Origin of the sequence: Asticcacaulis solisilvae, from assembly GCF_052327315.1 — a bacterium.
GTDB classification, from domain to species: Bacteria; Pseudomonadota; Alphaproteobacteria; order Caulobacterales; family Caulobacteraceae; genus Asticcacaulis; species Asticcacaulis solisilvae_B.
This window is the reverse complement of record NZ_CP166196.1, coordinates 702,296-726,575: the sequence shown is the minus strand read 5'-3', so window position 1 is coordinate 726,575 and position 24,280 is coordinate 702,296. Positions and strand designations below refer to the sequence as shown.

Here is a 24,280-nt window from a genome sequence, read left to right as displayed (position 1 = left end):
CAACGCCTTGTCGGGGTGGCGGGACAATACCGATTGGCCGGGGCGAGCTCAAGACGCGGAACGACGCATTCGAACCCACCGAAACCTGTAACCGAACCGCGCTTTCCGTCGTAGTCTCAGGACAAAGACGAAGGAGCCCTACCATGATAAAGCGGACCATCCTGACCCTGGCGGCCTTTAGCCCAATGGCCGCGTGTTCGGCCCCCGTCCCCAACCATCAGCAGGTGATCGAACTCTACCAAAGCCAGGGTTGTTCGTCCTGTCCGCCGGCCAACGCCGTGCTCAACGGGCTGGCAGACCGCAAGGACCTGTTGACGCTCAGCTTTTCCGTCACCTACTGGGATTATCTCGGCTGGAAGGACCGCTTTGCCACGCCGGCCTTCACGCAACGCCAGTACGACTACGCCGCCGGCGCCCACCGCCAGGGCGTCCAGACGCCGCAGATGATCATCAATGGCCGGGGCTTCATCAACGGCGTGACGCAGGCCGAGGTCGGCGCGGCTCTCAGCCGCTACGCCCGCACCGCGCCGGAGCCCGATATCGCCGCCACCCCCACAGCCGTCACGGTTGGTGCGGGGCAGGGCCGCGGCACCGTCTGGCTGGTCCGCTACAATCCGGGCACGCTGGACGTTCCGATATCGGCCGGAGAAAACACCGGACGTACCCTGCCCCACCGGCATATCGTGCGGGATCTGATCCGCCTGGGCGACTGGCACGGCGCCGCTGCGTCTTTCCCCCGCGCCGCAGCCCCCACGGGCCTTGCGGAGGCCATCCTGGTGCAGGACGGCAAGGGCGGCCCGATCGTCGCGGCCCGCGGGCTTTAGCCTTCGCCCGTATCCGCCGCCAGTTCCTGAAGCGTGGCGACCAGGGTCTCGATCGCTTCCTTTTCGCTGAGGTTGTCACCGGCCATGATCAGCTCCAGAGATACGTCGACCAGAGCGCCGAGGATGATCCCGGCGTCGATCTCGCTTAGGTCGCCGCCCAAGGCTTCGTCGATAGCCGTGCGCACGCGGAGATAATCCGCCTCTTCCTGGGTAATCTCTTCGTTCACGGCTCTGCTCCGGCTGAGGGTTGGTGATCGCTACACAGCACAGCCGATATAGGGATTCGATGCGGAAGGTCCGCTTCAATCCCCCTGCTCTCGCGCCTTTCTCTGGATAAGCTCGATCCGGTATCCATCAGGGTCTTCGACGAAGGCGATGACGTCCGATGGATCACCGGCCAGCGGCCCGGGCCGCCTGACGATCGGAATACCGCAGTCCCGCAAATACGCCGCCGCCAGGAAGACGTCCGGCACTTCGATGGCAATGTGGCCGAAGGCGTCGCCGGCCGCATAGCCGCGCCGGTCCCAGTTATGGGTCAGCTCGACGACGGACGACGACGCCTCCGGGCCATAGCCCACAAAAGCCAGGGTGAACCGGCCTTGCGGAAAGTCCCGCCGCCGCAACAACCGCATGCCCAGAATCCGGACATAGAATTCCAGCGACCGGTCGAGGTCGCCGACGCGGAGCATGGTGTGCAGCATCCGGGAAGACGCAAAGGGGTCCACGGGATGGCCGCCGTCAAAACGAAAAGACAGGCTCGGGTGGCGTCCGCCCGGGCGTGGCGTCATCGGATCGGACGACGGGTCGGGCCGCCATAGTAAGGGCTGCGATGCCGGCCAGCACGGCACGCCTGGGCAAGCCTTTACCGGGGGTTTCGGATGGGATTTTCAGCATGGTTTCGTTCCTGGAATAGACGGCGGCGCCCAGGCAGGCGCCGCCCGCCACGGTCAGCCCGCCGCGACCTTTTGTTTGATCTCATCGTTGGTTAGCGCCTTGCCGCCCCAGTTCCAGGCGCCGTCGACCGTGTGCACGACGTTGATGAAGACGTGGTCCCTGGGGTGCTTGCCGCCCGACATGTCGTGGATCAGCGTGGTGACCTCGTCGAAATAGCCGATCTGAACATTGCGGTCGGCGAAGGCGAACGCCGGTACCTTCCATTCGACGACGGCGATCGGCGCGGGCTTCATGCCGCTGAACGTCCGGTCGCGCGGCAGCACGTGGTATTCGCCGATAACATTGGGCGGCATGGCGTGATTGTCGGCCAGGCCGTGCCATTTCAGCATGGCTTCGGCGATACGGACAAAGGCCACCTTCTCCTGGCCTTCCGGCAGGACACCTTCCGTAAGGATCAATTGTAGAGGCATAGCTGTTTCCACATAATTCTTGCCGCCGGCGGAATACCGGGGGCTCTCGCGCCGTTGAATAACGATCGCTATGTAATTATTATAACGATCGCTATCGAGTCAATGATAAAATAGCGATCGCTATTTAATGAGGACACATGTCGAGATACGGACCCGGCCACCGCGAAGAGGCCAAGGCGAAACTTCTGGCGGCCGTCGGCCGGGGCTTCCGCAAAAGCGGCTATGGCGGTATCGGCGTCGACGGCCTGGCAAAGGAAGCCCAGGTCACGTCGGGCGCGCTGTACAGCCATTTCGGCTCGAAGGACGTCGCCTTCAAGGCAGCGGTCGTGGCGGGGCTCGACGAGCTGCGCGACAATATCTTGAAGCTCCGCGCGGAATACGGTGCGGCCTGGCTCGATATCTTCGTCGATTTCTATCTCGGCCCCAAGCGCACGTGCGACATGGGCGACAGCTGCGCCCTGCAAAGCCTGACACCGGAAGTGCAGCGCAGTGGGGAGGAAACCAAGGTCCTGTTCCAGTCTCACGTCGATCAGGTGGTGACGGCGGTGGCCGACGGCCTTGTCGGCGGCGAGGCAGCCGACCGGCGCGGACGTGCGTGGGCGCTTCTGTCGGTCCTGACCGGCGGCGTAACGCTGGCGCGGTCCGTATCCGACCCGGGCGCGTCGGATGCGATCGCCGCCGGCCTGCGTCAAAGCGCCCTGGCGGTTGCGGGCGAGGCCGCCGGATAGCGCTCCAAACGCGCGTACCTGTATACGGAACCGCCTGGCTTCCGGAATCGCGCCCGGAAATCGCGCCCGGAAATCGTCATGGCCGCGGTAGCCCTTTCCGTGATAGGCTGGCGTCTTCGAGGGAGGGAATTCATGAAACTTTCGACTGTCGCCAAGGGCCTGGCCGTGCTGCCGCTGGTCGTCGCCCTGGCCAACTGCAGCCAGGAACACAAGCCGGTCCTGGCCAAGCCCGGCACCTATGCGTTCGACATCACCGTCAGGATATCGCCCAAGGCCGAGGCCGCACTGAAGAAAAGCGGCGCCGGCCTGACCGTCGACGCCTGGTACTATGGCGACGCCGCCCCGGCCCATATGGACCAGGCCGACAAGCTGGGCCGCATCTTCCTGGGCGACGAGAACTGGAACTTCTCCGGCAATGCCCGCAAGATGCACCTGAAGGGTGAGCCCATCGACACATCGAAATTGCCGCAGACGCGTGACGGCCAGCCCCAGGTCCTGCTGTCGGTCGAACCCGATGGTGGCGATCCCGACAATATGCTGAAATGCCATGATTTTATCGGCAAGGTTCAGCTGGCGCAGCAAACGCCGCCGGTCATCCTGTGCGAGTTCGATACCGAACGCTATTGGGAAGACAACGCGGATTCGGCGTCGCAATAAGCTTCACCGCACCGCCACAAGCGCCGCGCCTGTGGCGATCAGGCCGACGCCCAGCCAGTTGGGCAGGCTTAGCCGCTCGCCGAGGAAGAGTACGGAAAAGACGGCGACCATGACGACGCTCAGCTTGTCGACCGGCGCGACCCGGGCGGCTTCGCCCAGCTTGAGCGCGCGGAAATAGCACAGCCACGACGCGCCGGTCGCCAGCCCGGACAGCACCAGAAACATCCATGTCCGGCCGGATATGGAGCCTACGGGCTGCCATTCCCTGAACACGGCCAGGATCAGTCCCGCCACTGCCAGGATCACCAGGGTGCGGATGAAGGTCGCCATGTCGGAATTGATGCTGCCGACCCCGACCTTGGCGAAGACGGCGGTCAGGGCGGCGAACACGGCCGACAGGACGGCCCAGAACGGCCAGGCGTTGATCAGGGTCTTCACGACGTCCCCGAAAGGCTCAGAGGCTGCCGACGACTTCGGGCTTCATGCGCGCGCCCGGATTGGCCAGCACGGCCTCGACGCGCCTGAGCAGGATTTCCGGGCGGAACGGCTTGTTGAGATAGTCGTTGGCGCCCAGGGCCACGCATTGCCGGATGGTCTGGGTGTCGGTGCGCGCCGTCATGACGATCACCGGCACGTCCGAGACTTCGCGCAACGCCTTGAGGATGTCGAGCCCGTCCATGTCGGGCAGGCCGAGGTCGAGAATGACGACGTCGTAGCCCTCGGTCTGGATCTGCTGCACGGCGCCTTCGCCACGAGTCAAGGCTGAAAAGTCGAAGCCTTTGTAGTTGAAGAAGATTTCGTGGACGTGACGAAGGCCTGGATCGTCCTCGACGATCAGAATCTTGCGCTTGGCGGTCATGGCAGCGTTTCCGGGTGAGAGTCGTTGCCGGAAGCTTACGCAGCGATGCAATAAAAGTGCGATGCGCCTTTGCGGTGGCACCCGGCCAAAGCCATCGCTTCCTTATGTTTCCCGGGGCGGGCCGCTTTGATCCTTAGCGGGGCAGGCTTCACCATAGGGCTCCAACCCTTTGAAGGAGGCGAACATGAACAGCAATCGTATCGACGGCACCTGGGAACAGGTCAAAGGCAGCATCCAGAAGACCTGGGGCAAGCTGACTCACGACGACCTGGCCGTTATCGAAGGCGACCGCAAGCAGCTGGCCGGCAAGCTCAAGGAGCGCTACGGCTACGCCCAGGACAAGATCGACGACCAGGTGCGCAAGTGGAACGAAGGCTCCGACGAAACCGTCATCGACCCGACCGAGACCCCGATGGTCCGCTAAGCGGCCATCACACAATGAAAAAAGCGGAGCAACTTCACAGTTGCTCCGCTTTTGTTTTTACCGGCGCCTGCCGCCCACGTCCGGCAGCCACGCCGCCAGCAGGCCGATGGCCGGCAGGACGCTGCACAGGGTAAACACGGCGTCGATTCCCCAGGCGTCGGCCATCCGTCCCAGCACCGCGGCGCCGATCCCGCCTACGCCGAAGGCGAAGCCGAAGAACAGGCCGGAAATCATGCCGACCTTGCCCGGCATCAGTTCCTGGGCCAGCACGACGATCGCCGGGAAGGCCGAGGCCAGCATCGCCCCGATAAACAGGCTCAATACGCCCACCCAGACCAGCGGCACGTGCGGCAGCAGCAGGGTGAACGGCAATATGCCGAGGATCGAGGCCCAGATGACGTACTTGCGCCCGATACGGTCGCCGATCGGCCCGCCGGCGAAGGTGCCGACCGCCACCGCGCCCAGGAAGCCGAACAGGTAGAGCTGGGCCGTGCCGACCCCGACACCGAAGCGGTGGATCAGGTAGAAGGTCAGGTAGCTGGTCATGCTGGCGAGATAGACGTATTTGGAAAAGATCATGGCCAGAAGGATAAAGATGCCCCGGCGCGCCGTGCCTTTTGGCAGGACCAGGTCCGCCTGGGCCTTTCGGCCGGTGTTGAGCCGCGTCAGGCCGTGATGGCGGTACCAGGTCCCGACCTGCCACAGGATGGCGCATGACAGCAGCGCCGTCAGCGACAGGACGGCCAGGCTGCCCTGCCCCCAGCGCACCACGACGATTGCCGCCAGCAGCGGCCCCAAGGCCGAGCCGGCATTGCCGCCGACCTGGAACAGGGACTGCCCCAGCCCGGCCCGCTCACCCGCCGCCATGCGCACGACGCGCGACGATTCCGGATGGAAGACGGATGAGCCCATGCCCAGCAGGCTGGCCCCGATGAGCAGCAGCGGATAGGCGTGCGCCATCGACAGCACCACAAGCCCGGCCAGGGTGAACAGCGTCCCGCCCGGCAGGGCCAGGGGTGTCGGCCGCTTGTCGGCATAGAGCCCGACCAGCGGCTGCAGGATCGAACCCGTAATCTGGTAGGCCAGGGTAATAATGCCGATCTGGGTGAAGCTCAGTCCCAGCTGGACCTTCAGGTTGGGATAGATGGCCGGTAGCAGGGCCTGCATCATGTCGTTCAGAAGGTGGCAGAAGGCGACGGCCAGGATGACCGGCAGGACGGTGTTCGTCGTGACGGTGCGGGTGGGCGCTGCATGTGCCTGGGTGTCCATGATGTCCCCTTTCGTGAAAGACGCCTGCGTGATAGGACAGCCGGGCTTGTCCCGCATTCCATGATGGGACTATATGTTTCGAGACTGGGACACGCCAAACCCGAATGGCTGAGCACTGGAAGACCCCGGATCAGTACGACCACGTGCCCCGCGCCGTGGTCGGCAACGCCCATACCTATCCGCCGTCCTTCGAGGTCGACTGGCACAGCCATGGCCGCGGGCAGCTGGTCTATGCCGAAACCGGCGTGGTCATCCTGATGAATAGCGACGGCACCTGGGTCGCGCCGCCGGAACGGGCGGTGTGGACGCCGGCCAACCGGTTGCATTCGCTGCGCACGGTGGGCGAAGTGACGACGCGCAGCCTGCTGCTCGATGCCGAGGCCGCGAAGGCGCTGGGCGATACCTCGATCGTGATTGCGATCTCGCCCCTGGTACGGCAGTTGCTGATCGCCGCCTCGGACGTGCCGGTCGACTATGATCCCGGCGGGCGCGACGGCCTGGTCATGGATTTGCTGGTGGCGGAGCTTGGCCGCGCGCCGCGCGTGCCGCTGTCCCTGCCCCTGCCACAGTCGGAAAAGCTGGCGGCGCGATGCCGGGCGTTTCTGGCCACACCCGATATCCATGAATCGATCGACGGCTGGGCAGACGCCATGGGGATGGACCGGCGCGCCTTTACGCGCGCCTTCCGCAAGCAGACGGGATTGAGTTTCGGGGCATGGCGGCAGCAGGCCTGCCTGCTGGTCGCCTTGCCGCGCCTGGCCGACGGGGAAAGCGTGACGACGATCGCGCTCGACATGGGCTATGACAGCCCGGCGGCATTCTCGACCATGTTCCGCAGGCTGTTGGGCGTGCCGCCCAGCCGGTACGACTATGCACCTCCCCGTGCGCAGCATGGGGAGGGGGACCGCCCGGAGCGTTAGCGGAGGGTGGTGGTGGGGTGTCTTGCTTTCTTTGATGCGCCGGCGTTTGGAGGAGAAAGCAAGAAACCCCACCACCACATCTCCTTCGCCTACGGCTCAGTCGTGCGGTTCCCCTCCCCATTCCTTCGGAACGGGGAGGTGCAAGAAAGTGGAGCTTACGCCACGCCCTCTGCCTGCAGCGCGGCCAAGGCCTGGGCATACCCCCAGTCCAGCCAGGCCGTCAGCGCCAGGATGTCGTCGGCGTCCACCGTGCAGCCGCACCATACGCGCAGGCCCGGAGGCGCATTGCGGTAGCCGACCACGTCGTACGCCACGCCTTCGGCTTCCAGCACCGAACCGACCTTCGACGCCAGCTTCGCCTGGACCTCGGGCGCCAGGGCCACGACCGCCGGATCGACGAATTTCAGGCACACCGAGGTATTGGATCGCCATTCCGGGCGTTCGGCGACGAAATCGACCCAGGCCGTGCGTTCGACCCATTCCTCGATCTCGGCAAAGGCGCGGTCGCAGCGCGCCATCAGGGCTTCCAGCCCGCCTTCGCGGATCGCCCAGCGCAGGGCGTCAAGATAGTCTTCGATGATCAGGAAGGAGAAGGTATTGATGGCGTCGCCGCCCAGGATCTTCTCGTCGGCCTGGCCCTTGGCCTTGAGGCGCATGATCTTCGGCATGGGACGGCCCGAATCGAAGGTGTTCAGGCGCTCGACCGCACGCGGCGACAGGACCAGGACGCCGATGCCCGCTTCGCCGCCCAGCGCCTTCTGGAACGAGAAGGTGGCGACGTCGAGCAGGCGCCACGGCAGCTCCATGCAGAAGGCCGCCGAGGTGGCATCGCATAGCACCAGGCCTTCGTGGCCCTTCAGGAAGCCGGCATCGGGCACGCGCACGCCCGACGTCGTGCCGTTCCACGGGAAGACCAGGTCGGCCTTCGGATCGATGCGCGACAGGTCCGGCAGCTGGCCGTAGGGTGCGTCCAGCACCTCGGCGTCCAGTTTCAGGTGCTTGACCGCGTCGTCGGCCCACAACTGGCCGAAACTTTCGAACGCCATCAGCTGCACCTTGCGCGGCCCCAGCAGGTTCCACATGGCGGCCTCAAACGCCCCGGTGTCGGAACCCGGCATCATCAGCACCTTGTAGTCCTCGGGGATGCCCAGGACCGAGCGCGTCAGGTCCAGCGCCTGGTTGAGGCGGCCGACCGTTGCCTTGGAGCGATTCGACCGTCCGACCGGCGCGCCCGACAGCGCTTCGACGCTCCAGCCCGGACGCTTCGAGGTCGGCCCCGACGCGAACCACGGACGCTCGGGGGCGCGGGCCGGTTTCTGCGGCGCGTTGGCGGGCAAGGGCATGGGAACCTCCTCAGGAAAACTGGCGCCGTAATGCGACACCGTAGCCCGCCCGGCAAGGGCTTTTTTCCTGAACCGGAGATGAACCGCACCGTTCAGGTTCGGCTCAGGCGCGGCGTGGTTAAGTCACCTCAACGCTGAAGCACAGCGGAAAAACAAACCCCTCCCGACCGGGAGGACAAAGCCGAGGAGAAAGACGATGACCATCAAGACAACCCTTATCGCCCTGACCGCCGTTGCTTCGATCGCCGGCGGCCTGGCCCTGCCGACCCTGGCCGATGCCCAGGCGGTTATCGTCCGCGCCGACGTGAACAGCGGCTGGCATGACCGCGATGGCGGCTGGGACCGCCGCGGCGGTTTCGACGACCGCGCCGGCGCCGGTCTTGACGCCCGTATCGACGCCCTGCGCGACCGGATCGACCGCGGCCGCGACTCGGGCCGCCTGTCGCGCCGCGAAGCCGACCGCCTGAACGGGCGCCTGCGCGGCATCATCGACACCAAGCGCTCGTACGAACGTTCGGGCCGTGGCCTCGACGGCCGCGAAGTGGCGGTGCTGAGCGACCGCCTGGATAATCTCTCGGCCGACGTCCATGTCGAAGGCCGCGACGGCAATCGCTGGTAATTGCCCCCAGTACCAGCGTGCTCGAGGAAGCGCGGCGTCGTAAGGCGCCGCGTTTCTTTTTTTGCGGTTTGCAGCAAATCCCCCTCCCCCCAGTCTTACATATGGCGCGCAACCCTCTTGCCGCAAGACCCGCCCGATGGCGTAAAAGACCTGTCCGAACTCAGGGAAGGACAGCGAATGCGGACTACGGACAGGCACGAGGTGGTGATCGCCGGCGGCGGGCCCACGGGGCTGATGCTGGCGGGCGAACTGGCGCTCAAGGGTATAGATACGGTCGTCATCGAGCGGCGCGTCAATCAGGACATCCAGGGCGCCCGGGCCGGCGGACTGCACGCCCGCACCCTCGAAATCCTCGACCAGCGCGGCATAGCCGACCGCTTCCTGGCGGAAGGCACGACCGCCCAGGTGGCGGGCTTTGCCGGCATGTCGCTCGACATCGGCGACTTTCCGACCCGCCATCCCTACGGCCTGGCGCTTTGGCAGAAACATATCGAACGCATCCTGGCCGGATGGGTGGCGGAGCTGGGCGTTCCGGTCCGGCGCGGGCTCGAAGTCACGGGATGCGCGCAGGGTCCGGACGGCGTGGACGTTGCCCTGTCGGACGGCGGCACCGTCCGCGCCCACTACCTGGCCGGCTGCGACGGCGGGCGAAGTCTCGTGCGCAAGGCCGCCGGCATCGCCTTTACGGGGACGGATGCGACGGTCAGCAACCTGATCGCCGAAGCGCGTCTCACCGGCGAACCGCCGCAATGGGGCATCCGTCGCGACGCCGTGGGCATCCATGCGCTCAGCCGCGAAGACGACGGTACGGTGCGCATACTGGTGACGGAAACGGCAATCGGCACGGGCGAACCGACCCTGGCCGAGCTCAAGGCCGCCCTGACCGCCGTCTTCGGCAGCGATTTCGGCGTCCATGCCGTCACCTGGCTGTCGCGTTTCAGTGACGCGACGCGACAAGCGGAAACCTGCCGCAAGGGACGCGTGCTGCTGGCGGGGGACGCGGCGCATACCCATCCGCCCGATGGCGGCCAGGGCTTGCAACTGGGCGTGCAGGACGCCGTCAATCTCGGCTGGAAACTGGCCCAGGTCGTCAGGGGCCTTTCATCCGATACCTTGCTCGATACCTACCATGCCGAGCGCCATCCGGTGGCGGCCCGCCTCCTGCAAAATACCCTGGCCTCGGTGGCTATGCGTCCCCAGGACGAGCGCACGAAAGCGCTGCGCGACACCCTGGCCTGGCTGATCGGGATGGAGCAACCCCGGAAAGAATTCGCGGGCCTCCTCTCAGGCCTCAGCCTGCGCTACGACCTGGGTGACGGCCATCCGCTTGTCGGCTGCCGGATGCCCGATCTCGACCTGGAAGTCGATGGAAGCATCGTCCGCGTCTATAGCCTGATGCATGACGCCCCGTGGCTGTTCATCGACTTCGGGACCGGCCTGGCCGTCCCGGACCGCGTCCGCCGGATCGATGCCGCATACGCAGGCCCCTGGAATCTGCCCGTCACGGGCGCGGTTCCGGCGCCGGGCGCGGTACTGGTCCGGCCCGACGGCTATGTCGCCTGGGCAGGTAATACCGGTGACGGCCTTCGTTCCGCCCTGGCGGCCTGGTTCGAAGCCGGCCATTAACATATTGGAATTTTACGCATTTCACTGCCGTAATGGTTCGCCACAAATCCGCCATGACACTAACGCGGATATGAACCGCAGCCTCAGAATTGGCTCAGCCGGGATGTGTTTAACTGTCATCATCGCTGAAGAGCAGCGAGAACATAATCAATGGAGAGACCATTATGAAATCCACCCTCGTCAAGGCCCTTATCCTGGCCACCGCCCTGACCGGCACCGTTTCGGCCGTCGCCGCCGATGCGCAACCCCGTCCCGTCGTCAGCGCCATGCGTGACGACCATCTCGACGGCCGCATCGACAACCTGCGCACCCGCATCGAAGACGGCCGCCGCGACCATGCCCTGAGCGGCCGTGAAGCGGCCCGCCTGACCTCGCGCCTCAACGGCATCCGTTCGCTGAAGCGCCAGTACGAACGCCGTGGCCTCGACGCCCGCGAAACGGCGACGCTGAACGCCAAGCTCGACCAGCTGTCGGCCGACATCCACTATCAGGGCCACGACGGCAACCGCCGCTAAACTGTAAGGTCATAAGTACAAGAAAAGGCGTGGCACGAGAGGGCCACGCCTTTTTCCCTGTCGAGAGTCGAAGCCGATGGTTTAACCCCGGTTTGGAGAAGCTTAAAAATCCATCTACAGCAACCAGTTATGCCTGAGCGGCCCGTGGCCCTGGCCAAGTTGCGGAGCCATCACGATCGCGCCGTAAAGATAGTCGCGCGCCATCTCGACCGTTTCCGGCAAGGTCCGGCCGGCCTGGTTGAGCGTGGCGCAGGCGCTGGCCAGCGTACAGCCCGTACCGTGGGTATGGGCGGTTTCGATGCGCTTCGATTCGAACCTGTGCTCGCCGCCGTCCGTAAACAGGATATCGACGACCTCGGGGCCGCGCACATGGCCGCCCTTCAGCAGCACGGCCTTCGCGCCCATGCGCAGCAGCATCTGCCCGGCCCGACGCATCTCGTCCTCGTTCGTCACCTCGACGCCGGTCAGGGCCGCCGCTTCCGGCGCATTCGGCGTCAGGAGATCGGCGTGCGGCAGCATCAGCGCCTTCAGCGCATCGATCGCCCCTTCGCGCATGAGGGCATGGCCGCCCTTTGCCACCATGACCGGATCGACGACCTTGAAGGCCGTGCTCGACAGCAGAACCTCCGCGACGGCTTCCATGGTGGCGATATCGGCCAGCATCCCCGTCTTGATCGCGTCCGTGCCGATATCGTCGAGGCAGGCCCGCGCCTGGGCGATGATGAAACCGGGCGGCACCCCCATGACGTCGCTGACACCGAGCGTATTCTGTACCGTCAGGGCCGTGATCGCCGTCATGGCGTAGCCCCCGAGGCAGGTCACGGTCTTTATGTCGGCCTGGATACCGGCGCCGCCGCCGGAATCGGACCCGGCGATAATCAGAACTCTGTGCATGATGGGACCTTCAGGGAATTGTGTTCAGTCGGCAAATCGGCGCATAATACGGGCGCATACCCATTCCCCTTGCCGCCGATGTAGGAGGCCGACATGCCGCTGGCAACTGCATTTTACAAAAGCGACATCGAACGCGGTGTTTATCGCCACTACAAGGGCAAGCATTACCGCGTGCTGGGCACGGCCAGGCATTCGGAGACGGAAGAGGTGCTGGTCGTCTATGCGCCGCTGGGCCAGGAGGCCGGCCAGGCGCAGATCTGGGTCCGGCCGCTGAGCATGTTCGCCGAAACCGTCGAGGTGAACGGCGAAAGCGTGCCGCGCTTCGCCATTGTGCGCGACGTGCTGGAAGGCGTGTCGTGACGAAGAAAAGCGACCCGCACAGCCGGTGGAACGAACTGGTTCCCGAAGCCTTCGCCGACCGCAACCACCCGATCCTGAAAGCCATGCGCGGGACGCTGATCCTGGTGCGGCTGAACCAGATCGGGCCGGACGACGAACTGCTGTCGTTCGAGGTCCTGGCCGGCCGGTTGATCCGCGCCAACCGGTCCGAAGGCTTCGTGCTGTCGCTGGTCGGCAAGAAATCGGGCCAGGAGCTGTTCCTGCCGCTGGTGCCGGCGGCCTTCGCCATGCTCGACCGGGGCCGTTACGGCTTAAGCTGCGGCACCATCGTGCACAATCCGCAGTTCCTGGGCGCGTTTGATATTTCCCGGCCTTTGAATTAAGGTCCCCGCATACAGGGGGCCTTCATGGGACTGTTCGACGATATTTTCGGCAAGAAGAAGCCCGCGCGGAAGCCGCATAGCCCCGTCGACTTTTCCGCCCACCTGCCCGCCATCGAAACCATCGGCGAAAAGAAACCGCTGCCGCCCGACCTGGTGGCGCGCGGCATGCTGGCGGCCTTCGAGAGCGCCTATACGCACAAGATGTCGGACGGGCGTCCGGGCATCCATATCGAAACCCTGCTGAGCGCGCTGGGCGCCATGGCCGGGTTCGGCTGCCAGATCGCCGTGCGTGAAGTCCTGGTGAAATCCGGCCGCATGCCGCTGGAATCGGCCTTCGTGATCGTGCGCGGCGTCGATGGATCGCGCTACTTCCTGGGGGACCAGCTCAACCAGCCGCTTCTGATGGCCCGTGTTTCGGTTTGGACCCTGGTGGCCGGCGCCGTGCAGCATACGGGTTCGCCCGTGCCGGACATCAACGGCATCGTCCGCCGCACCGTCGCCGCGGTCGGCAGCAAGGACTTCGGCAGGCTGAGCGTGCCCGACGAACACCAGCCCTTCGAACAGCCGATCGAGACGCTCAAAAAACAGTGGGCGGGGTGTTATGAGATCCTGAAGTCGTTCGACGCCGATCCCTTCTTCATGGGCTGGTATTTCGCCCTGTCGGCGCAGTTGCTGATCATCAAGAGCAAGACGATCATCGATCCGACCCTGGCCGGGCAGATCGTCATGGAATCGGCCGTCGCCATGGCCAAGATCGATCCGAAATCGATCGGGTTCGAGATTTGAGATATTTGCCCCTCCCCGTTTTTCGCAGAAAAATGGGGAGGGGAACCGCCCGAAGCGTTAGCGCAGGGAGGTGCAAGAAAGGGCTTTCCATACGCGCAAAGCCTGCCGCATCTCGGCGACATCGTGCACGCGCACCATCTTCGCGCCACCAGCCACCGCATGCAGATGCACGGCAATACTGGCCCCCAGGCGGTGTTCGGCGTCCGACACATCCGCGCCCTCGCGCTCTTCCAGCGCGGCGATAAACCGTTTCCTCGACGCCGCCATCAGCAGCGGAAAGCCGTGCGAGGCCAGGCGCTGTGTCGCCCGGATCAGCGCCAGGTTATGATCCAGCGTCTTGCCGAAGCCGATGCCCGGATCGATCCAGATGCGGTCGCGCGGCACCCCTGCCCTGGCCGCCAGCTCGGCGCGGTCTACCAGGTACGATTCGACCTCGGCCACCACGTCTTCGTAATAGGGATTGGACTGCATGGTGCGCGGCTCGCCCTGCATGTGCATCAGGATGACGTCGCCCCCCAGCCTTGCCGCGACCTCCAGGGACCAGACTTCGTGCCCCAGGGCCGTGACGTCGTTCCACACGCCGGCCCCGGCCTTGAAGGCTTCTTCGGCGACCTCGGGCTTCAGCGTGTCGATGCTGACGGGGCCGTCCCATTCGGCGGTGATGGCCTGGATGACCGGCACGGTGCGGTCGATCTCTTCGCCCAGGGTCACGGGCTGCGCCCCCGGACGGGTCGATTCCCCGCCGATATCGAGCACATCCGCTCCCGCCGCGATCAACTCCCGCGCATGACGCACCGCCGCCGCCACATCGAGGAACCGCCCGCCGTCAGAAAAGCTGTCCGGGGTGACGTTCACCACCCCCATGATCAGCGGCCCTTTTTCGGCGTGGAGGCGGGAAAGACTCATTTGGCGTCGTCGACCGACAGTTTCGACAGGGCGGTGAGGTCGAGATTGCCGCCGCCTTCGGCCACCAGCCGGGCCAGGCGGTCGCTCAGCAGGTCGGCCAGCGGTAGCGGCACATTGAGCCCGTCGGCGGCGGCCTTGACCAGGCCGACATCCTTGGCGCCCAACACCGCCGCAAAGCCCACGGGCTCGAAGGTCTGCGACGCGATCAGCGCGCCGTAATTCTTGTAGATCAGGCTGTTGAACAGGGTCGAGGTCATGAAGTCGAGGAAGGCCGCCTTGTCGACGCCGCCCTTGCCGAGCAGGGCCATGGCTTCGCCCAGCTGCTCGGTCACCGACACGATCATGAAATTCCCGGCCAGCTTGACCAGCGCCGCCGAGACCGGATTGTCGCCGAACGCGAAGACCTTCTGACTGATCAGGCCGAACAGCGGCGCCACGGCATCGAGCGCTTCGGGCGCGCCGGCGGCGGCGATGAACAGCTGCCCGGCGGCGGCAGCGGCCGGACGGCCGAACACCGGCGCGGCGACAAAGCCCTGGTGCGCGGCGGCGTGCTGGATGCCCAGGCGCTCGACCAGGGCGACCCCGACCGTGCTCATCGAGACGTGGATGCCGCCCTTTTTCAGGTTGGCCAGGATACCGTCGCCGCCGAAGGTCACGCCTTCCAAAGCCTTGTCGTCGGCCACCATGGTGAAGACGACGTCGGCGTCGCGCGCCGCCTCTCCCGGCGTAGCGGTCAGGATTGCGCCCTTTTCGACCAGCGCTTCGGCCTTGGACGCCGTGCGGTTCCAGACCTTTACCGCATGTCCCGCGATCAGCAGGTTCGGCACGATCGCCGCGCCCATGCTCCCCAGTCCGATAAAGCCGATATTCATCTCAAGATCCTAAGCCATCTGTATGTGTTGGACGGCCGGTTTGCCTCTTCCGTCACTCGCTTCGCGCCTGCCACCTTCCCCGCTTCGCAGGGAAGGAAGGAAGCTAATTACATTCCCGGTTTAATGCGCCGTCTTGCCGATGCGCTTGATTTCCCAGTGCAGGTCGATGCCCAGTTGGGTCTTGACGTCGGCGCGCACCGCCTCGCCCAGCCCTTCCAGGTCGGCCGCCGTAGCCTCACCCGTATTGATCATGAAGTTGGAATGCAATTCCGAGAACTTGGCGCCGCCGAACAGACGTCCGCGCCAGCCGGCCTGATCGACGCATTGCCACGCCGAAAGTTTTCGGTCTCCCTGGCCTTCCGGATTCTTGAACGTCGAGCCGCCGGTCTTTTCGCGGATCGGCTGCGTCTGCTCGCGCCGGGCGGTGATGGCGTCCATGCGCTCGGTCACCGCCGCCGGATCGTCGGGCGTGCCCTGGTAGAGCGCGCCCAGGTAAATGAGATTTTCCGGGTCGGAATGGCGGTAGGAATAGCCCATATGGGCGTTGCTAAGCGTGACCTCTTCGCCGGTGCGTGTCACGGCATAGGCTTCGACCAGCACGTCCTTCGTCTCCGCGCCGTAGCAGCCGGCGTTCATGACGATGGCGCCGCCGATCGTGCCCGGCACGCCGCGATAGAATTCGAGCCCCGCGATGCCGTTCTGCGCGGCGACCTTCGCCACCTGCGCATCGAGCGCGGCCGCTCCGGCATAGAGCCTCGACTCACCGCGCGGCGTCACCTCGGCAAAGGCCTTGCCAAGACGGATGACGACGCCGTCGACGCCACGGTCGCGCACCAGCAGGTTCGATCCGACGCCGATCGCCATGACCGGAATGCCCGGATCCAGCGCTTTCAGGAATTCGCACAGGTCCGGCACGTCTTCCGGCAGGAAGACGACGTCCGCCGGCCCGCCGACGCGAAACCAGGTGAACGGCGCCAGCGCCGCGTCCTTCATAATGCGCCCGCGCACGGGCGGCAGAGTGTCTTTCCAGCTCATGCTTTCAAAGCTTCCAGTTGGCCCGGCAGGGCGTAGGCCCATTGCGTGATGTCGCCCGCGCCGAGGCAAACGACCAGGTCACCCGGCTTGGCTTCGGCGGCGACCAGGCCGGGCAGTTGTGCCGGCGTGTCGAGCGCGACGGCATTGCGGTGTCCGAAGCGGTGCAGGCCCTCGACCAGCGACGCCTTGTCGGCGCCTTCGATCGGCTGTTCACCGGCGCTATAGACATCGGCGACGATGACCGAGTCGGCATCGTGGAAGCATGACGAGAATTCCGTCATCAGGTCGCGCAGGCGGGTATAGCGGTGCGGCTGGACGATGGCGATGACGCGCCCCTGCCCTACCACCTGGCGCGCGGCCTTCAGCACGGCGGCGATTTCGACCGGATGGTGGCCGTAATCGTCGATGACGCGGATATCGTTGACGATGCCCGTGGTGGTGAAGCGGCGCTTGACGCCGCCGAAAGCGCCCAGGCCCCGGCGTACGGCGTCCTCGCCGATGCCCAGCTCACGCGCCAGGGCGATCGCCGCCGTGGCGTTGCTGACATTGTGATTGCCCGTCATCGGCAGACGTATCTGTTCCCAGGTGAAGGGCTCGGCGCCCGACGGCGAGAAGACGACGTCGAACACGGCCCCGTCCGGGCCGAACGCGATGTTCGTGCAGCGGACCTCGGCCTGCGGGCTGGCGCCATAGGCGATCAGCCGGCGGTTCTCGACGCGCGAGGCCAGCGCCCGCACCTCGGGGTGATCGATGCAGACGGCGGCGAAGCCGTAGAAGGGGATGTTCTCGACGAAGTCGCAGAAGCCCTTGCGCACGGCGTCGAAGTCGCCCCAGTGGTCGAGGTGTTCCGGATCGATATTGGTGACGATGGCCAGGGTCGATTTCAGGCGCAGGAACGAGCCGTCGGACTCGTCGGCCTCGACGACGATCCAGTCGCCGTCGCCGACCTTGGCATTGGTGCCGTAGGCGTTGATGATGCCGCCATTGACCACCGTGGGATCAAGCCCGCCGGCGTCGAGCAGGGCCGCGACCATCGATGTCGTCGTCGTCTTGCCGTGCGTGCCGCCGACGGCGATCGAGAATTGCAGGCGCATCAGCTCGGCCAGCATCTCGGCGCGGCGCACCAGCGGAATGCGGCGGCGGCGCGCCTCGGCCATTTCCGGATTGTCGTGTTTGACGGCGGTCGAATAGACGAGCGCGCAGACGCCGTCGCCGACGTGTTCGGTGGCATGGCCGATGAAGACCTTCGCCCCCAGCTTTTCCAGGCGCTCTGTATTGGCCGAGGCCTTGGCGTCGGACCCCTGCACCTGATAGCCGATTTTCAGCATGATTTCGGCGATGCCGCTCATGCCGATACCACCGATGCCGACGAAGTGCACAGGGCCCAGGTCAAAGGGCGTCGGACGGGTCTTGGACAGGGAAGCCATGGGCGGGCAGTCACACGCAAAGTAAAGGGGAAAACAGGGCTTTAGCCCATGTCGCGACACCTGTCGATTAGCGTTTTGCGGGTTTTGCTTATGGTCGCATTTCACACTGCCGTAGCATAATCGACCCAAAGTTTTGTGCCGGCAGGAACCATTTGTTTCGTCACCCCGGCACCAAGCATAAACGGAATAAAATCAGGATTTGGCGGTGACAGCATTTCGAGTCCGCCGATAACAGTCTGAAGCGTAGTTCCGTCGGGTCGTTCCAGTATTATGATATTCCCGATCGTAGGTTTCCAATTGAAGTCACCATGCCTCGGGATTCCCGGAACAACCACCACCGAGCTTCTGCCTGAGAGTTCGAACGCCTCCTCCACAGTCGAGAGGAGCAGCAGGTTAGAGTAATCCATTATCTTCTAATTCACCGGCTTAGGCGCCTTGCCCTCTTCCTGAAGGTCGAGGTAGCGGCGCACCAGAGTAAACAGGATCACGGTCAACGGCATGGCGAAGAAGACGCCGATCGGCCCAAGCAGCCCCGCGAAACCGACCAGGGCGAACAGGATCAACACCATCGGCACCTCGGTCATATGCCGCTGCACCATCGGTGTTATGATATTCGCCTCCAGCTGCGACACGCCCGTATAGAGGACCAGCGTCCAGACGGCCGGCTGCACGCCGCCGGCGCTGGCCAGCAGCACGCCCAGGCCCGCTGAAACCGTCGGCCCGACCAGCGGCACCAGTTGCGCCAGCCCGGCCACCAGGCCCAAGGCCAGGGCCGACGGCACGCCCAGGATCGACAGGCCGATGGCGATCAGGCTGCCCACCAGCACCATGGCGATGAACTGGCCGATAAACCACTTGCGCAGGGCCTCGCCCGCCGTATTCATGCTGTCGAGCACGGCCGGCCGCATGTCGTTGGGGAACAGGGCGACCACGCCGTCGCGGTACTTGCCCGGCGCTCCGGCCAGGATCACCCCCGCGATCATGGCGACGAAGGTATTGGCCGCCGCCGCCAGGAAGTTGCCCGCGATCCCGGGCAGGAAGGACACCAGGCCGCCAGCCTGCTTGCCGAGGCCGTCGAGCTGGCTTTGCAGGGTCTGCCCTATCGGCATCGTGTCGAGGCGCGCATGAATGGCCGCCCACGCCTGCGGGATTTCGCGCGACAGGGCGTCGATCTGCAAGGACAGCTGGTTGCCGAACAGGACCACCGTCAGGGCGATGAGGGCCAGCAGACCGACCAGCGCCACGGCCACGGCCAGCTTGTCCCTGAGCTTGCAATAGCGCATCAGCGGTTCCGCCAGGCCGCGCAGGATGACGGCGATGACGACGGCCCCGAAGACCAGCAGCCACAGGCCCAGCAGCTTCAACGCCAGGAAGGCCATCCCGACCATCAGGATGACGAACAGCACGCGCTGCATGAAACCGATGCTCAGGGGCTCGTGCGAAGGGTCGGGTCTGGCGGCCATGGTATCTCCGGCGATTCCACGGCACTATGGCAGGGCTTGCAGGAAAAGCCACCCTCCTCTCAGGTCAGAGTCAGATCAGAAGGAGAGTTCGGCCCTCCCCATTTATGGGGAGGGGGGACCATGCGAAGCATGGTGGGCGGGGCTCTTGCTGTCAAAGCCACGAGACACCCTCCCAAGAAGAACACAGTGCTTCGGTTAAAAATTGAGCAACAAGAAATCCGTGAAGGAAGAAAGAGCCCCGCCCACCGCCTTCGGCGGTCCCCCCTCCCCGCAAGCAGGGAGGGCCGGGGGGCAGCGTGTCACCGTAGTCGATGGGAAAATTCGCCTATCCCTTCACCTTTTTCACGGTGCGCTCGACCAGATCGGCCAGGTCCTTCGCCGCGTCCGGCCGCGCGACCGACTTCGCCGCCGCCGCGCGGATCGGCAGCAAGTCCGCCGCCTCGATCATCTCGCGGATCTGCGCCGACAAGCCTTCTGCGGTTACGTCGTCCTCGCGGATGACGATGGCGGCCTTGGCGTCTTTCAACACCTCGGCATTATAGGTCTGGTGGTCGTCCATGGCGATCTTGAGCGGGATCAGCACGGACGGCTTGCCCGCCACGGCCAGCTCGCACACGGTCGACGCGCCCGAACGGCCGATGACGATATGCGCCGCCGCCAGCCGCTGCGCCATGTCATTGAAGAAGGGCGCGACCTCGGCATTGATCTCGGCATCCGCATAGACCTTGCGCGCCTGCTCGACCTGTTCGGCGCGCGCCTGCTGTTCGACATGCAAATGGATGCGCAGCGACACCGGCAACAGAGCCAGGGCCTGGGGCACGGTTTCGGACAGAATCTTTGCCCCCTGGCTGCCGCCGGTCACGAGAATGCGGATCGTGCCGTCGACCGGCGGATAGGGCGCGTCGAAAAGCGCGCGGATATCGGGCCGCACGGGGTTGCCGACGACCTGGACCTTGCCTTCAAGTTCGTCGGGCGCCATGCGCAGCACCGGGAAGGCGCAGGCGACCGCGTCGACTTTCGCCGCCAGCTTGCGGTTCGAACGCCCCAGCACCGAATTCTGTTCGTGGATCAGCGTGACATCTTTGCGCTGAAGCGCTGCCGTCAGCGCCGGAAACGACGGATAGCCGCCGAAGCCGATGACCGCCCACGGCTTCAGGCGTTTGAAGGCCTTGCGCGCCTGCAGCACGCCCTGGAAGATCTTGATCGCCGCCTTCGCCATCCCGATGGGATCGCCGGACTTGAAGGTCGCCGCCTCCAGCGACAGGCGCTCGATCGCCGGGAAATGCTCGGCATAGGCGGCGCCGCGCGCGTCGGACGCCAGCACCACCTGCCAGCCGCGCGCGATCAACTCACGCGCCAGGGCCTCGGCCGGGAACATGTGGCCGCCCGTGCCACCGGCGGCGACGATGGCCAGGGGCTGGGCAGCGAAGGACGAAGCCTTGCGGCGGAGTTTGGGTGTCTTGGCCAAGGGACGTCTTTCAAAAGTTCATCCCGGAATGCCACGGCGTTCCGGGATGAGCAAGAACGGTTTTTGAAGCAACAGTCACCACTTCGACGGATCGTCTTCCTCGACCTCTTCGCGGCGCTTGCGCGTCAGGGCCAGGATCAGCCCGAGGCTCAAGCCCAGGGCCAGCATGGACGAACCGCCGTAAGAGATGAACGGCAGGGTCATGCCCTTGGGCGGGATCAGGCCCAGATTGACGCTGACATTGATGATCACCTGCGTACCCAGCATGATGTAGAGGCCGGAGGTTGCGATCTGGCGGAACGGGTCCTGCATGGCCATCGCCTTGGCCAGGCCGCGCACGACGATGAAGGCGAAGATGCCGATAATGATCAGGGTCAGCCACAGGCCGTATTCCTCGGCCACGACCGAATAGATGAAGTCGGTGTGCAGGTCGGGAATGTGCTTCTTGGCGACGCCTTCGCTCAGGCCCTTGCCCCAGAAGCCGCCATTGGCGATCGCCGCCTTGGCGCTGTTGACCTGGTACTTGTCGCCGTCCTCGGTGACGAAGCCCAGGATCCGGTTGCGGAAGTGCGGCTGGATGAAGAACAGCCCGACCAGGCCGGCCGCCGCCGTCGCCAGCATGCCGATGATCCAGCGGAAGGGCACGCCCGAGATGAAGAAACACGCGCCGAACGCCACCGTGATCAGGATCGACTGGCCCACATCGGGCTGGATGAGCAGCAGACCGATGGACATCAGGTACAGGCAAAAGGCGATGGTCACCCCCGGCACGCCCTTGCCCTTCTGGCCTTCCGAGAACATCCACGAGATCAGCACGATCAGGGCGGGCTTGAGGAATTCCGACGGCTGGAGCGCGATCGGGCCCATTTCGAGCCAGCGCCGGCCGCCCTTGGCCGCGTGGCCGATGACCGGCAGGGCCGCCATGATCGACAGCGACACGGCGTAGACGGCGAGGCTGACCCGCTTGACGCCCTTCAGCGACAGCATGGAGATGGCGATCATTCCCGCGGCGGTCAGAAGCGCGAAGAAGAAGTGGCGCTTGGTATAATAGAAAGGGTCCGGGCTGAAATGCTGGGCGGCCACCGGCGACGACGAGAACGAAAAGAAAAAGCCGAGGAGCAGGAGGATGAGCACCAGCGACAGAGTCACGCGGTCGAGCGTCCACCACCAGATGGCGGTCGGCGACCGGTCGGTACGCGTGAACGGGTGGGCATAGGCCTTGGACATGGCATCCGGACTTAAGGGAACAGGCCCACAGGATTCACCAAAGCGTGGTTAAAAAGGTCTTAAGCCTCCCCATCAGGTTTAAGGCATTTTCAACCGAAAAGATCGATGGCAGTCTTGTCCGGCAATTAAGGCCGCAGGGGGGCTGACTATGGATACACGTGAACCGAAGCCGAAACGCTACACTTTCCTGACCGCAGGCTTCATGCCGATCCGGACAGAGGCCGACGCCCGCACCCTGACCAAACAGGGCGCCATCGCCGCCGGTCTGCTGACCCTCAGCGAACTTATCGGCATCGTCCTCAGCTATTTCGGAGTGGACCTGAAAACCCTGCAGGTCACCGCCGCCGACAGCGTCAATATCGCCACCTTCGAAGGCCAGCTGACGGTCGGCATCATGGCGGCCATGATCCTGGTGCTGGTCTTCATGACCTGGCGCATCGCCGCCGGACGCGGCTATGTCAGCGCTGCACTAACCCTGGCCCTGCTGCTCTACGAAGCCGTCTCGAAGATCCTCGATCGAACCCTTGGCGGCTGGATGATCTTCTATTTCGGTATGGCCGTCGGCCTTTATGGCGCCATCCGTGCCTGCTGGTGGCTGCGCAAGAGCGGTCCAGCCCGCAAATCCGCCGAGGTTGCGGCCGTTTTCGACGCACCGAAGGATGCAGATGCGCCGAAGGACGAAAGCTGAGGCGTATTCAGATCGGTTTTTTGCCATTCATGTCAAAAATGCTTTGGCGAACTTACGGGCGGGCGCGTAGCCTTCCGATAACAGAAGGATTCGCAGTATGCCCATGTTCCTGGCACTGAATATATGGATGACCGTATCGCAGCGTATGGTCGCGCAATGGCCCCGCCTGGAGCGGTATGAAGGCATTGCCCTGACCAAGCCAAAGGCCCGCGCCTGAGGGCTCAGGCTTCCTGGACGATCGACTTCGAGATTTCCTGCACGGCGTCGCGGAAGGCGTCGCCCCGCGCCTCGAAATCGCTGAACTGGTCGAAGCTGGCGCAGGCCGGTGAAAACAGCACGATCTCGTCCTTGCCTGACTTGTCCGCCGCGGCGTAGGCCTGGGCCACCGCCGTGAACAGCAGGCGCGACTGGGTGCATTTCGCGGCCTTGCCGATCGTTTTTTCGAACAGCTCGGCGGCCTCGCCGATCAGATAGGCGTGCTTGACGCGCCCGAACAGGTCGGAAAGCTCCTCGATGCCGCCGGCCTTGGCGCGCCCGCCGACGATCCAGAAGAAGCTGTCGAAGCTCGACATGGCCTGGCGCGCGGCATCGGCGTTCGTCGCCTTGGAATCGTTGATGAAGCGGATCTTGCCGATACGACCGATCTCCTGCATGCGGTGCGCCAGCCCCGGGAAGGACCGCATGCCGGCGACGATCGCCTCCAGGCCCACGCCCAGCGCCTTGCAAGCCGAATAGGCGGCGGCGGCGTTCTGCCAGTTGTGGCGGCCCGTCAAGGTGCGAATGGTCTTGAGATCGACGACCTGGCGCGTGCGCTCGCCCGTGCCGTCGTACAGCACGCCGTTGATGGCATAGACGCCATCGCCGACATTGCGCCGCGACGAGATCGGGATCAGCCTGACCGAATGATTGACGCGCAGGTCCGAGATGACGGCGATGGAATAGTCGTCGTCCGCGCCAACGACCGCGGTCTCGGCGTCCGTCTGGTTCATGAAGATGCGGCGCTTGGCGGCGATATAGCCGTCCATGCCGCCGTGGCGGTCGAGATGGTCGGGCGAAAAGTTCATCAGAACCGACACGTCGGGCCGGAAGGTCTCGATCAGGTCGAGCTGGTAGGACGAGGTTTCGATGACGTAGATCGAGCCCGAGTGAAAGGCCTGTGGCAGGTCGAGAATGCCGATGCCGATATTGCCGCCGACATGGACGTCCTTGCCGGCGCTTTTCAGGATGTGGCCGATCAGGGCGGTCGTCGTCGACTTGCCGTTGGTGCCGGTGATGGCCACCGTCTTCGGGCGCTTGCGTTCGGGAAGCGCCGCGATGGTGCGGGCGAACAGCTCGATGTCGCCGATCACGGGCACGCCGGCTGCCCTGGCCAGCTTCACTGTCCAGTGCGGCTCAGGGTGGGTCAGCGGCACGCCGGGCGACAGCATCAGGGCGTCAATCTCGGACCAGTCGGCATTCTTCAGGTTTTCGACCGTGAACTTTTCCTTGGTCGCGGCCATGACGGAGGCGGGCTTGTCGTCCCACAGCAGCGGCTCCGCGCCGCCGGCCTTCAACGCGCGCGCGGCCGACAGGCCGGAGCGCCCCAGGCCAAAGATAGCGACGCGCTTGCCTTCGAAACCTTTGACCGGGATCATCGCGGGCCTC

At 64.9% G+C, this 24,280-nt stretch carries 28 protein-coding genes; 12 read left to right on the top strand and 16 right to left on the bottom strand.

The window, feature by feature from the left end; genetic code table 11:
- The first annotated feature begins 143 nt into the window (after positions 1 to 143).
- The gene (locus AB8717_RS03350) at positions 144 to 824 is read left to right on the top strand and encodes a DUF1223 domain-containing protein (RefSeq protein WP_443749618.1); all 681 of its coding nucleotides are present in this window, start codon (positions 144 to 146) and stop codon (positions 822 to 824) included.
- Here the strand turns inward: AB8717_RS03350 and AB8717_RS03345 are convergent.
- The 3 genes from AB8717_RS03345 to AB8717_RS03335 all read right to left on the bottom strand — a co-directional run bounded on the left by AB8717_RS03345 (position 821) and on the right by AB8717_RS03335 (position 2,188).
- Positions 821 to 1,051, bottom strand: a complete 231-nt coding sequence (locus tag AB8717_RS03345) for a hypothetical protein (RefSeq protein ID WP_443749617.1) — start codon at positions 1,049 to 1,051, stop codon at positions 821 to 823. The genes AB8717_RS03350 and AB8717_RS03345 overlap by 4 nt on opposite strands.
- A 75-nt stretch (positions 1,052 to 1,126) precedes the next feature.
- Complete coding sequence (gloA, locus tag AB8717_RS03340) at positions 1,127 to 1,513, bottom strand: lactoylglutathione lyase (RefSeq protein WP_443749616.1); 387 nt, start codon at positions 1,511 to 1,513, stop codon at positions 1,127 to 1,129.
- Positions 1,514 to 1,771: 258 nt separating this feature from the next.
- On the bottom strand, positions 1,772 to 2,188 hold the full coding sequence (locus tag AB8717_RS03335; protein ID WP_443749615.1) for a 4-oxalocrotonate tautomerase: 417 nt from the start codon (positions 2,186 to 2,188) through the stop codon (positions 1,772 to 1,774).
- 137 nt (positions 2,189 to 2,325) lie between these two features.
- Between AB8717_RS03335 and AB8717_RS03330 the strand changes: the two genes are divergently transcribed.
- Positions 2,326 to 2,916, top strand: a complete 591-nt coding sequence (locus tag AB8717_RS03330; protein WP_443749614.1) for a TetR/AcrR family transcriptional regulator — start codon at positions 2,326 to 2,328, stop codon at positions 2,914 to 2,916.
- Positions 2,917 to 3,048: 132 nt separating this feature from the next.
- Positions 3,049 to 3,573 carry a hypothetical protein gene (locus AB8717_RS03325; protein WP_443749613.1) on the top strand — a complete coding sequence of 175 codons (525 nt, stop codon included), beginning with the start codon at positions 3,049 to 3,051 and terminating at the stop codon, positions 3,571 to 3,573.
- Between the two features lie 3 nt (positions 3,574 to 3,576).
- Here AB8717_RS03325 and AB8717_RS03320 read toward each other — a convergent pair whose 3' ends face one another.
- Together AB8717_RS03320 and AB8717_RS03315 are read right to left on the bottom strand one after the other, a co-directional pair.
- Positions 3,577 to 4,011: an EamA family transporter gene (locus tag AB8717_RS03320; RefSeq protein WP_443749612.1), complete on the bottom strand. Its 435-nt coding sequence runs from the start codon at positions 4,009 to 4,011 to the stop codon at positions 3,577 to 3,579.
- 16 nt (positions 4,012 to 4,027) lie between these two features.
- Positions 4,028 to 4,432 (bottom strand): response regulator transcription factor, encoded by a 405-nt coding sequence (locus AB8717_RS03315; RefSeq protein WP_443749611.1) that lies wholly within the window; start codon positions 4,430 to 4,432, stop codon positions 4,028 to 4,030.
- A 184-nt stretch (positions 4,433 to 4,616) separates the two neighbouring features.
- Between AB8717_RS03315 and AB8717_RS03310 the strand changes: the two genes are divergently transcribed.
- The gene (locus AB8717_RS03310; RefSeq protein ID WP_443749610.1) at positions 4,617 to 4,856 is read left to right on the top strand and encodes a CsbD family protein; all 240 of its coding nucleotides are present in this window, start codon (positions 4,617 to 4,619) and stop codon (positions 4,854 to 4,856) included.
- Positions 4,857 to 4,913: 57 nt separating this feature from the next.
- Here the strand turns inward: AB8717_RS03310 and AB8717_RS03305 are convergent, their stop codons facing one another.
- The gene (locus AB8717_RS03305) at positions 4,914 to 6,125 is read right to left on the bottom strand and encodes an MFS transporter (protein ID WP_443749609.1); all 1,212 of its coding nucleotides are present in this window, start codon (positions 6,123 to 6,125) and stop codon (positions 4,914 to 4,916) included.
- 104 nt (positions 6,126 to 6,229) lie between these two features.
- On the opposite strand from AB8717_RS03305, the gene AB8717_RS03300 reads away from it, so the two are divergent.
- Entirely contained in the window at positions 6,230 to 7,045 is an 816-nt protein-coding gene (locus AB8717_RS03300; RefSeq protein ID WP_443749608.1) for an AraC family transcriptional regulator, read from the top strand.
- Between the two features lie 155 nt (positions 7,046 to 7,200).
- On the opposite strand, the gene AB8717_RS03295 is transcribed toward AB8717_RS03300, so the two are convergent.
- Positions 7,201 to 8,388: a phosphoserine transaminase gene (locus AB8717_RS03295; protein ID WP_443749607.1), complete on the bottom strand. Its 1,188-nt coding sequence runs from the start codon at positions 8,386 to 8,388 to the stop codon at positions 7,201 to 7,203.
- Between the two features lie 196 nt (positions 8,389 to 8,584).
- Between AB8717_RS03295 and AB8717_RS03290 the strand changes: the two genes are divergently transcribed.
- From AB8717_RS03290 to AB8717_RS03280, 3 genes are all read left to right on the top strand, one after another.
- Entirely contained in the window at positions 8,585 to 9,007 is a 423-nt protein-coding gene (locus AB8717_RS03290) for a hypothetical protein (protein WP_443749606.1), read from the top strand.
- A 177-nt stretch (positions 9,008 to 9,184) separates the two neighbouring features.
- A complete protein-coding gene (locus AB8717_RS03285; RefSeq protein ID WP_443749605.1) occupies positions 9,185 to 10,633 on the top strand; it encodes an FAD-dependent monooxygenase in 1,449 nt (482 codons plus the stop codon).
- A 164-nt stretch (positions 10,634 to 10,797) separates the two neighbouring features.
- On the top strand, positions 10,798 to 11,148 hold the full coding sequence (locus AB8717_RS03280; RefSeq protein ID WP_443749604.1) for a hypothetical protein: 351 nt from the start codon (positions 10,798 to 10,800) through the stop codon (positions 11,146 to 11,148).
- Positions 11,149 to 11,262: 114 nt separating this feature from the next.
- On the opposite strand, the gene thiD is transcribed toward AB8717_RS03280, so the two are convergent.
- Positions 11,263 to 12,042 carry a bifunctional hydroxymethylpyrimidine kinase/phosphomethylpyrimidine kinase gene (gene thiD, locus AB8717_RS03275; protein ID WP_443749603.1) on the bottom strand — a complete coding sequence of 260 codons (780 nt, stop codon included), beginning with the start codon at positions 12,040 to 12,042 and terminating at the stop codon, positions 11,263 to 11,265.
- A gap of 93 nt (positions 12,043 to 12,135) precedes the next feature.
- Between thiD and AB8717_RS03270 the strand changes: the two genes are divergently transcribed.
- Genes AB8717_RS03270 through AB8717_RS03260 form a run of 3 tightly spaced genes read left to right on the top strand, consistent with a single transcriptional unit; the run spans position 12,136 to position 13,550 of the window.
- Positions 12,136 to 12,402, top strand: coding sequence for a DUF1653 domain-containing protein (locus AB8717_RS03270; protein WP_443749602.1), 267 nt, complete (start codon positions 12,136 to 12,138; stop codon positions 12,400 to 12,402).
- On the top strand, positions 12,399 to 12,764 hold the full coding sequence (locus AB8717_RS03265) for a hypothetical protein (protein ID WP_443749601.1): 366 nt from the start codon (positions 12,399 to 12,401) through the stop codon (positions 12,762 to 12,764). Before AB8717_RS03270 ends, AB8717_RS03265 begins: the two co-directional genes overlap by 4 nt.
- 24 nt (positions 12,765 to 12,788) lie before the next feature.
- The gene (locus tag AB8717_RS03260) at positions 12,789 to 13,550 is read left to right on the top strand and encodes a hypothetical protein (protein ID WP_443749600.1); all 762 of its coding nucleotides are present in this window, start codon (positions 12,789 to 12,791) and stop codon (positions 13,548 to 13,550) included.
- A gap of 57 nt (positions 13,551 to 13,607) precedes the next feature.
- Here the strand turns inward: AB8717_RS03260 and folP are convergent, their stop codons facing one another.
- From folP to AB8717_RS03225, 7 genes are all read right to left on the bottom strand, one after another.
- Positions 13,608 to 14,456, bottom strand: a complete 849-nt coding sequence (gene folP / locus AB8717_RS03255; RefSeq protein ID WP_443749599.1) for a dihydropteroate synthase — start codon at positions 14,454 to 14,456, stop codon at positions 13,608 to 13,610.
- Positions 14,453 to 15,328, bottom strand: a complete 876-nt coding sequence (locus AB8717_RS03250) for an NAD(P)-dependent oxidoreductase (RefSeq protein WP_443749598.1) — start codon at positions 15,326 to 15,328, stop codon at positions 14,453 to 14,455. The genes folP and AB8717_RS03250 overlap by 4 nt, the downstream gene beginning before the upstream one ends.
- Positions 15,329 to 15,448: 120 nt before the next feature.
- A complete protein-coding gene (gene murB / locus AB8717_RS03245; protein ID WP_443749597.1) occupies positions 15,449 to 16,363 on the bottom strand; it encodes a UDP-N-acetylmuramate dehydrogenase in 915 nt (304 codons plus the stop codon).
- Entirely contained in the window at positions 16,360 to 17,790 is a 1,431-nt protein-coding gene (gene murC / locus AB8717_RS03240; protein ID WP_443749596.1) for a UDP-N-acetylmuramate--L-alanine ligase, read from the bottom strand. Before murC ends, murB begins: the two co-directional genes overlap by 4 nt.
- 413 nt (positions 17,791 to 18,203) lie before the next feature.
- Positions 18,204 to 19,253: an AI-2E family transporter gene (locus AB8717_RS03235; RefSeq protein ID WP_443749595.1), complete on the bottom strand. Its 1,050-nt coding sequence runs from the start codon at positions 19,251 to 19,253 to the stop codon at positions 18,204 to 18,206.
- Between the two features lie 325 nt (positions 19,254 to 19,578).
- Entirely contained in the window at positions 19,579 to 20,631 is a 1,053-nt protein-coding gene (gene murG, locus AB8717_RS03230) for an undecaprenyldiphospho-muramoylpentapeptide beta-N-acetylglucosaminyltransferase (RefSeq protein ID WP_443750844.1), read from the bottom strand.
- A gap of 165 nt (positions 20,632 to 20,796) precedes the next feature.
- The gene (locus AB8717_RS03225) at positions 20,797 to 21,948 is read right to left on the bottom strand and encodes an FtsW/RodA/SpoVE family cell cycle protein (protein ID WP_443749594.1); all 1,152 of its coding nucleotides are present in this window, start codon (positions 21,946 to 21,948) and stop codon (positions 20,797 to 20,799) included.
- Positions 21,949 to 22,096: 148 nt separating this feature from the next.
- Between AB8717_RS03225 and AB8717_RS03220 the strand changes: the two genes are divergently transcribed.
- The gene (locus tag AB8717_RS03220; RefSeq protein WP_443749593.1) at positions 22,097 to 22,636 is read left to right on the top strand and encodes a hypothetical protein; all 540 of its coding nucleotides are present in this window, start codon (positions 22,097 to 22,099) and stop codon (positions 22,634 to 22,636) included.
- A gap of 221 nt (positions 22,637 to 22,857) precedes the next feature.
- On the opposite strand, the gene murD is transcribed toward AB8717_RS03220, so the two are convergent.
- A complete protein-coding gene (gene murD / locus AB8717_RS03215) occupies positions 22,858 to 24,270 on the bottom strand; it encodes a UDP-N-acetylmuramoyl-L-alanine--D-glutamate ligase (protein WP_443749592.1) in 1,413 nt (470 codons plus the stop codon).
- Between the last annotated feature and the right edge of the window lie 10 nt (positions 24,271 to 24,280).

Excerpts from the sequence above, each read along its gene's own strand:
- AB8717_RS03330 (WP_443749614.1), top strand. The coding sequence starts at position 2,326 with ATGTCGAGATACGGACCCGGCCACCGCGAAGAGGCCAAGGCGAAACTT.
- AB8717_RS03260 (WP_443749600.1), top strand. The coding sequence starts at position 12,789 with ATGGGACTGTTCGACGATATTTTCGGCAAGAAGAAGCCCGCGCGGAAG.
- murB (WP_443749597.1), bottom strand. The coding sequence starts at position 16,363 with ATGAGCTGGAAAGACACTCTGCCGCCCGTGCGCGGGCGCATTATGAAG.
- AB8717_RS03280 (WP_443749604.1), top strand. The coding sequence starts at position 10,798 with ATGAAATCCACCCTCGTCAAGGCCCTTATCCTGGCCACCGCCCTGACC.
- AB8717_RS03270 (WP_443749602.1), top strand. The coding sequence starts at position 12,136 with ATGCCGCTGGCAACTGCATTTTACAAAAGCGACATCGAACGCGGTGTT.
- AB8717_RS03295 (WP_443749607.1), bottom strand. The coding sequence starts at position 8,388 with ATGCCCTTGCCCGCCAACGCGCCGCAGAAACCGGCCCGCGCCCCCGAG.
- folP (WP_443749599.1), bottom strand. The coding sequence starts at position 14,456 with ATGAGTCTTTCCCGCCTCCACGCCGAAAAAGGGCCGCTGATCATGGGG.
- AB8717_RS03315 (WP_443749611.1), bottom strand. The coding sequence starts at position 4,432 with ATGACCGCCAAGCGCAAGATTCTGATCGTCGAGGACGATCCAGGCCTT.
- AB8717_RS03305 (WP_443749609.1), bottom strand. The coding sequence starts at position 6,125 with ATGGACACCCAGGCACATGCAGCGCCCACCCGCACCGTCACGACGAAC.
- AB8717_RS03285 (WP_443749605.1), top strand. The coding sequence starts at position 9,185 with ATGCGGACTACGGACAGGCACGAGGTGGTGATCGCCGGCGGCGGGCCC.
- AB8717_RS03290 (WP_443749606.1), top strand. The coding sequence starts at position 8,585 with ATGACCATCAAGACAACCCTTATCGCCCTGACCGCCGTTGCTTCGATC.
- AB8717_RS03235 (WP_443749595.1), bottom strand. The coding sequence starts at position 19,253 with ATGGCCGCCAGACCCGACCCTTCGCACGAGCCCCTGAGCATCGGTTTC.
- AB8717_RS03220 (WP_443749593.1), top strand. The coding sequence starts at position 22,097 with ATGGATACACGTGAACCGAAGCCGAAACGCTACACTTTCCTGACCGCA.
- AB8717_RS03350 (WP_443749618.1), top strand. The coding sequence starts at position 144 with ATGATAAAGCGGACCATCCTGACCCTGGCGGCCTTTAGCCCAATGGCC.
- AB8717_RS03300 (WP_443749608.1), top strand. The coding sequence starts at position 6,230 with ATGGCTGAGCACTGGAAGACCCCGGATCAGTACGACCACGTGCCCCGC.
- thiD (WP_443749603.1), bottom strand. The coding sequence starts at position 12,042 with ATGCACAGAGTTCTGATTATCGCCGGGTCCGATTCCGGCGGCGGCGCC.
- AB8717_RS03310 (WP_443749610.1), top strand. The coding sequence starts at position 4,617 with ATGAACAGCAATCGTATCGACGGCACCTGGGAACAGGTCAAAGGCAGC.
- AB8717_RS03325 (WP_443749613.1), top strand. The coding sequence starts at position 3,049 with ATGAAACTTTCGACTGTCGCCAAGGGCCTGGCCGTGCTGCCGCTGGTC.
- murD (WP_443749592.1), bottom strand. The coding sequence starts at position 24,270 with ATGATCCCGGTCAAAGGTTTCGAAGGCAAGCGCGTCGCTATCTTTGGC.
- AB8717_RS03225 (WP_443749594.1), bottom strand. The coding sequence starts at position 21,948 with ATGTCCAAGGCCTATGCCCACCCGTTCACGCGTACCGACCGGTCGCCG.
- AB8717_RS03335 (WP_443749615.1), bottom strand. The coding sequence starts at position 2,188 with ATGCCTCTACAATTGATCCTTACGGAAGGTGTCCTGCCGGAAGGCCAG.
- AB8717_RS03250 (WP_443749598.1), bottom strand. The coding sequence starts at position 15,328 with ATGAATATCGGCTTTATCGGACTGGGGAGCATGGGCGCGGCGATCGTG.
- gloA (WP_443749616.1), bottom strand. The coding sequence starts at position 1,513 with ATGCTCCGCGTCGGCGACCTCGACCGGTCGCTGGAATTCTATGTCCGG.
- murG (WP_443750844.1), bottom strand. The coding sequence starts at position 20,631 with ATGTTCCCGGCCGAGGCCCTGGCGCGTGAGTTGATCGCGCGCGGCTGG.
- murC (WP_443749596.1), bottom strand. The coding sequence starts at position 17,790 with ATGGCTTCCCTGTCCAAGACCCGTCCGACGCCCTTTGACCTGGGCCCT.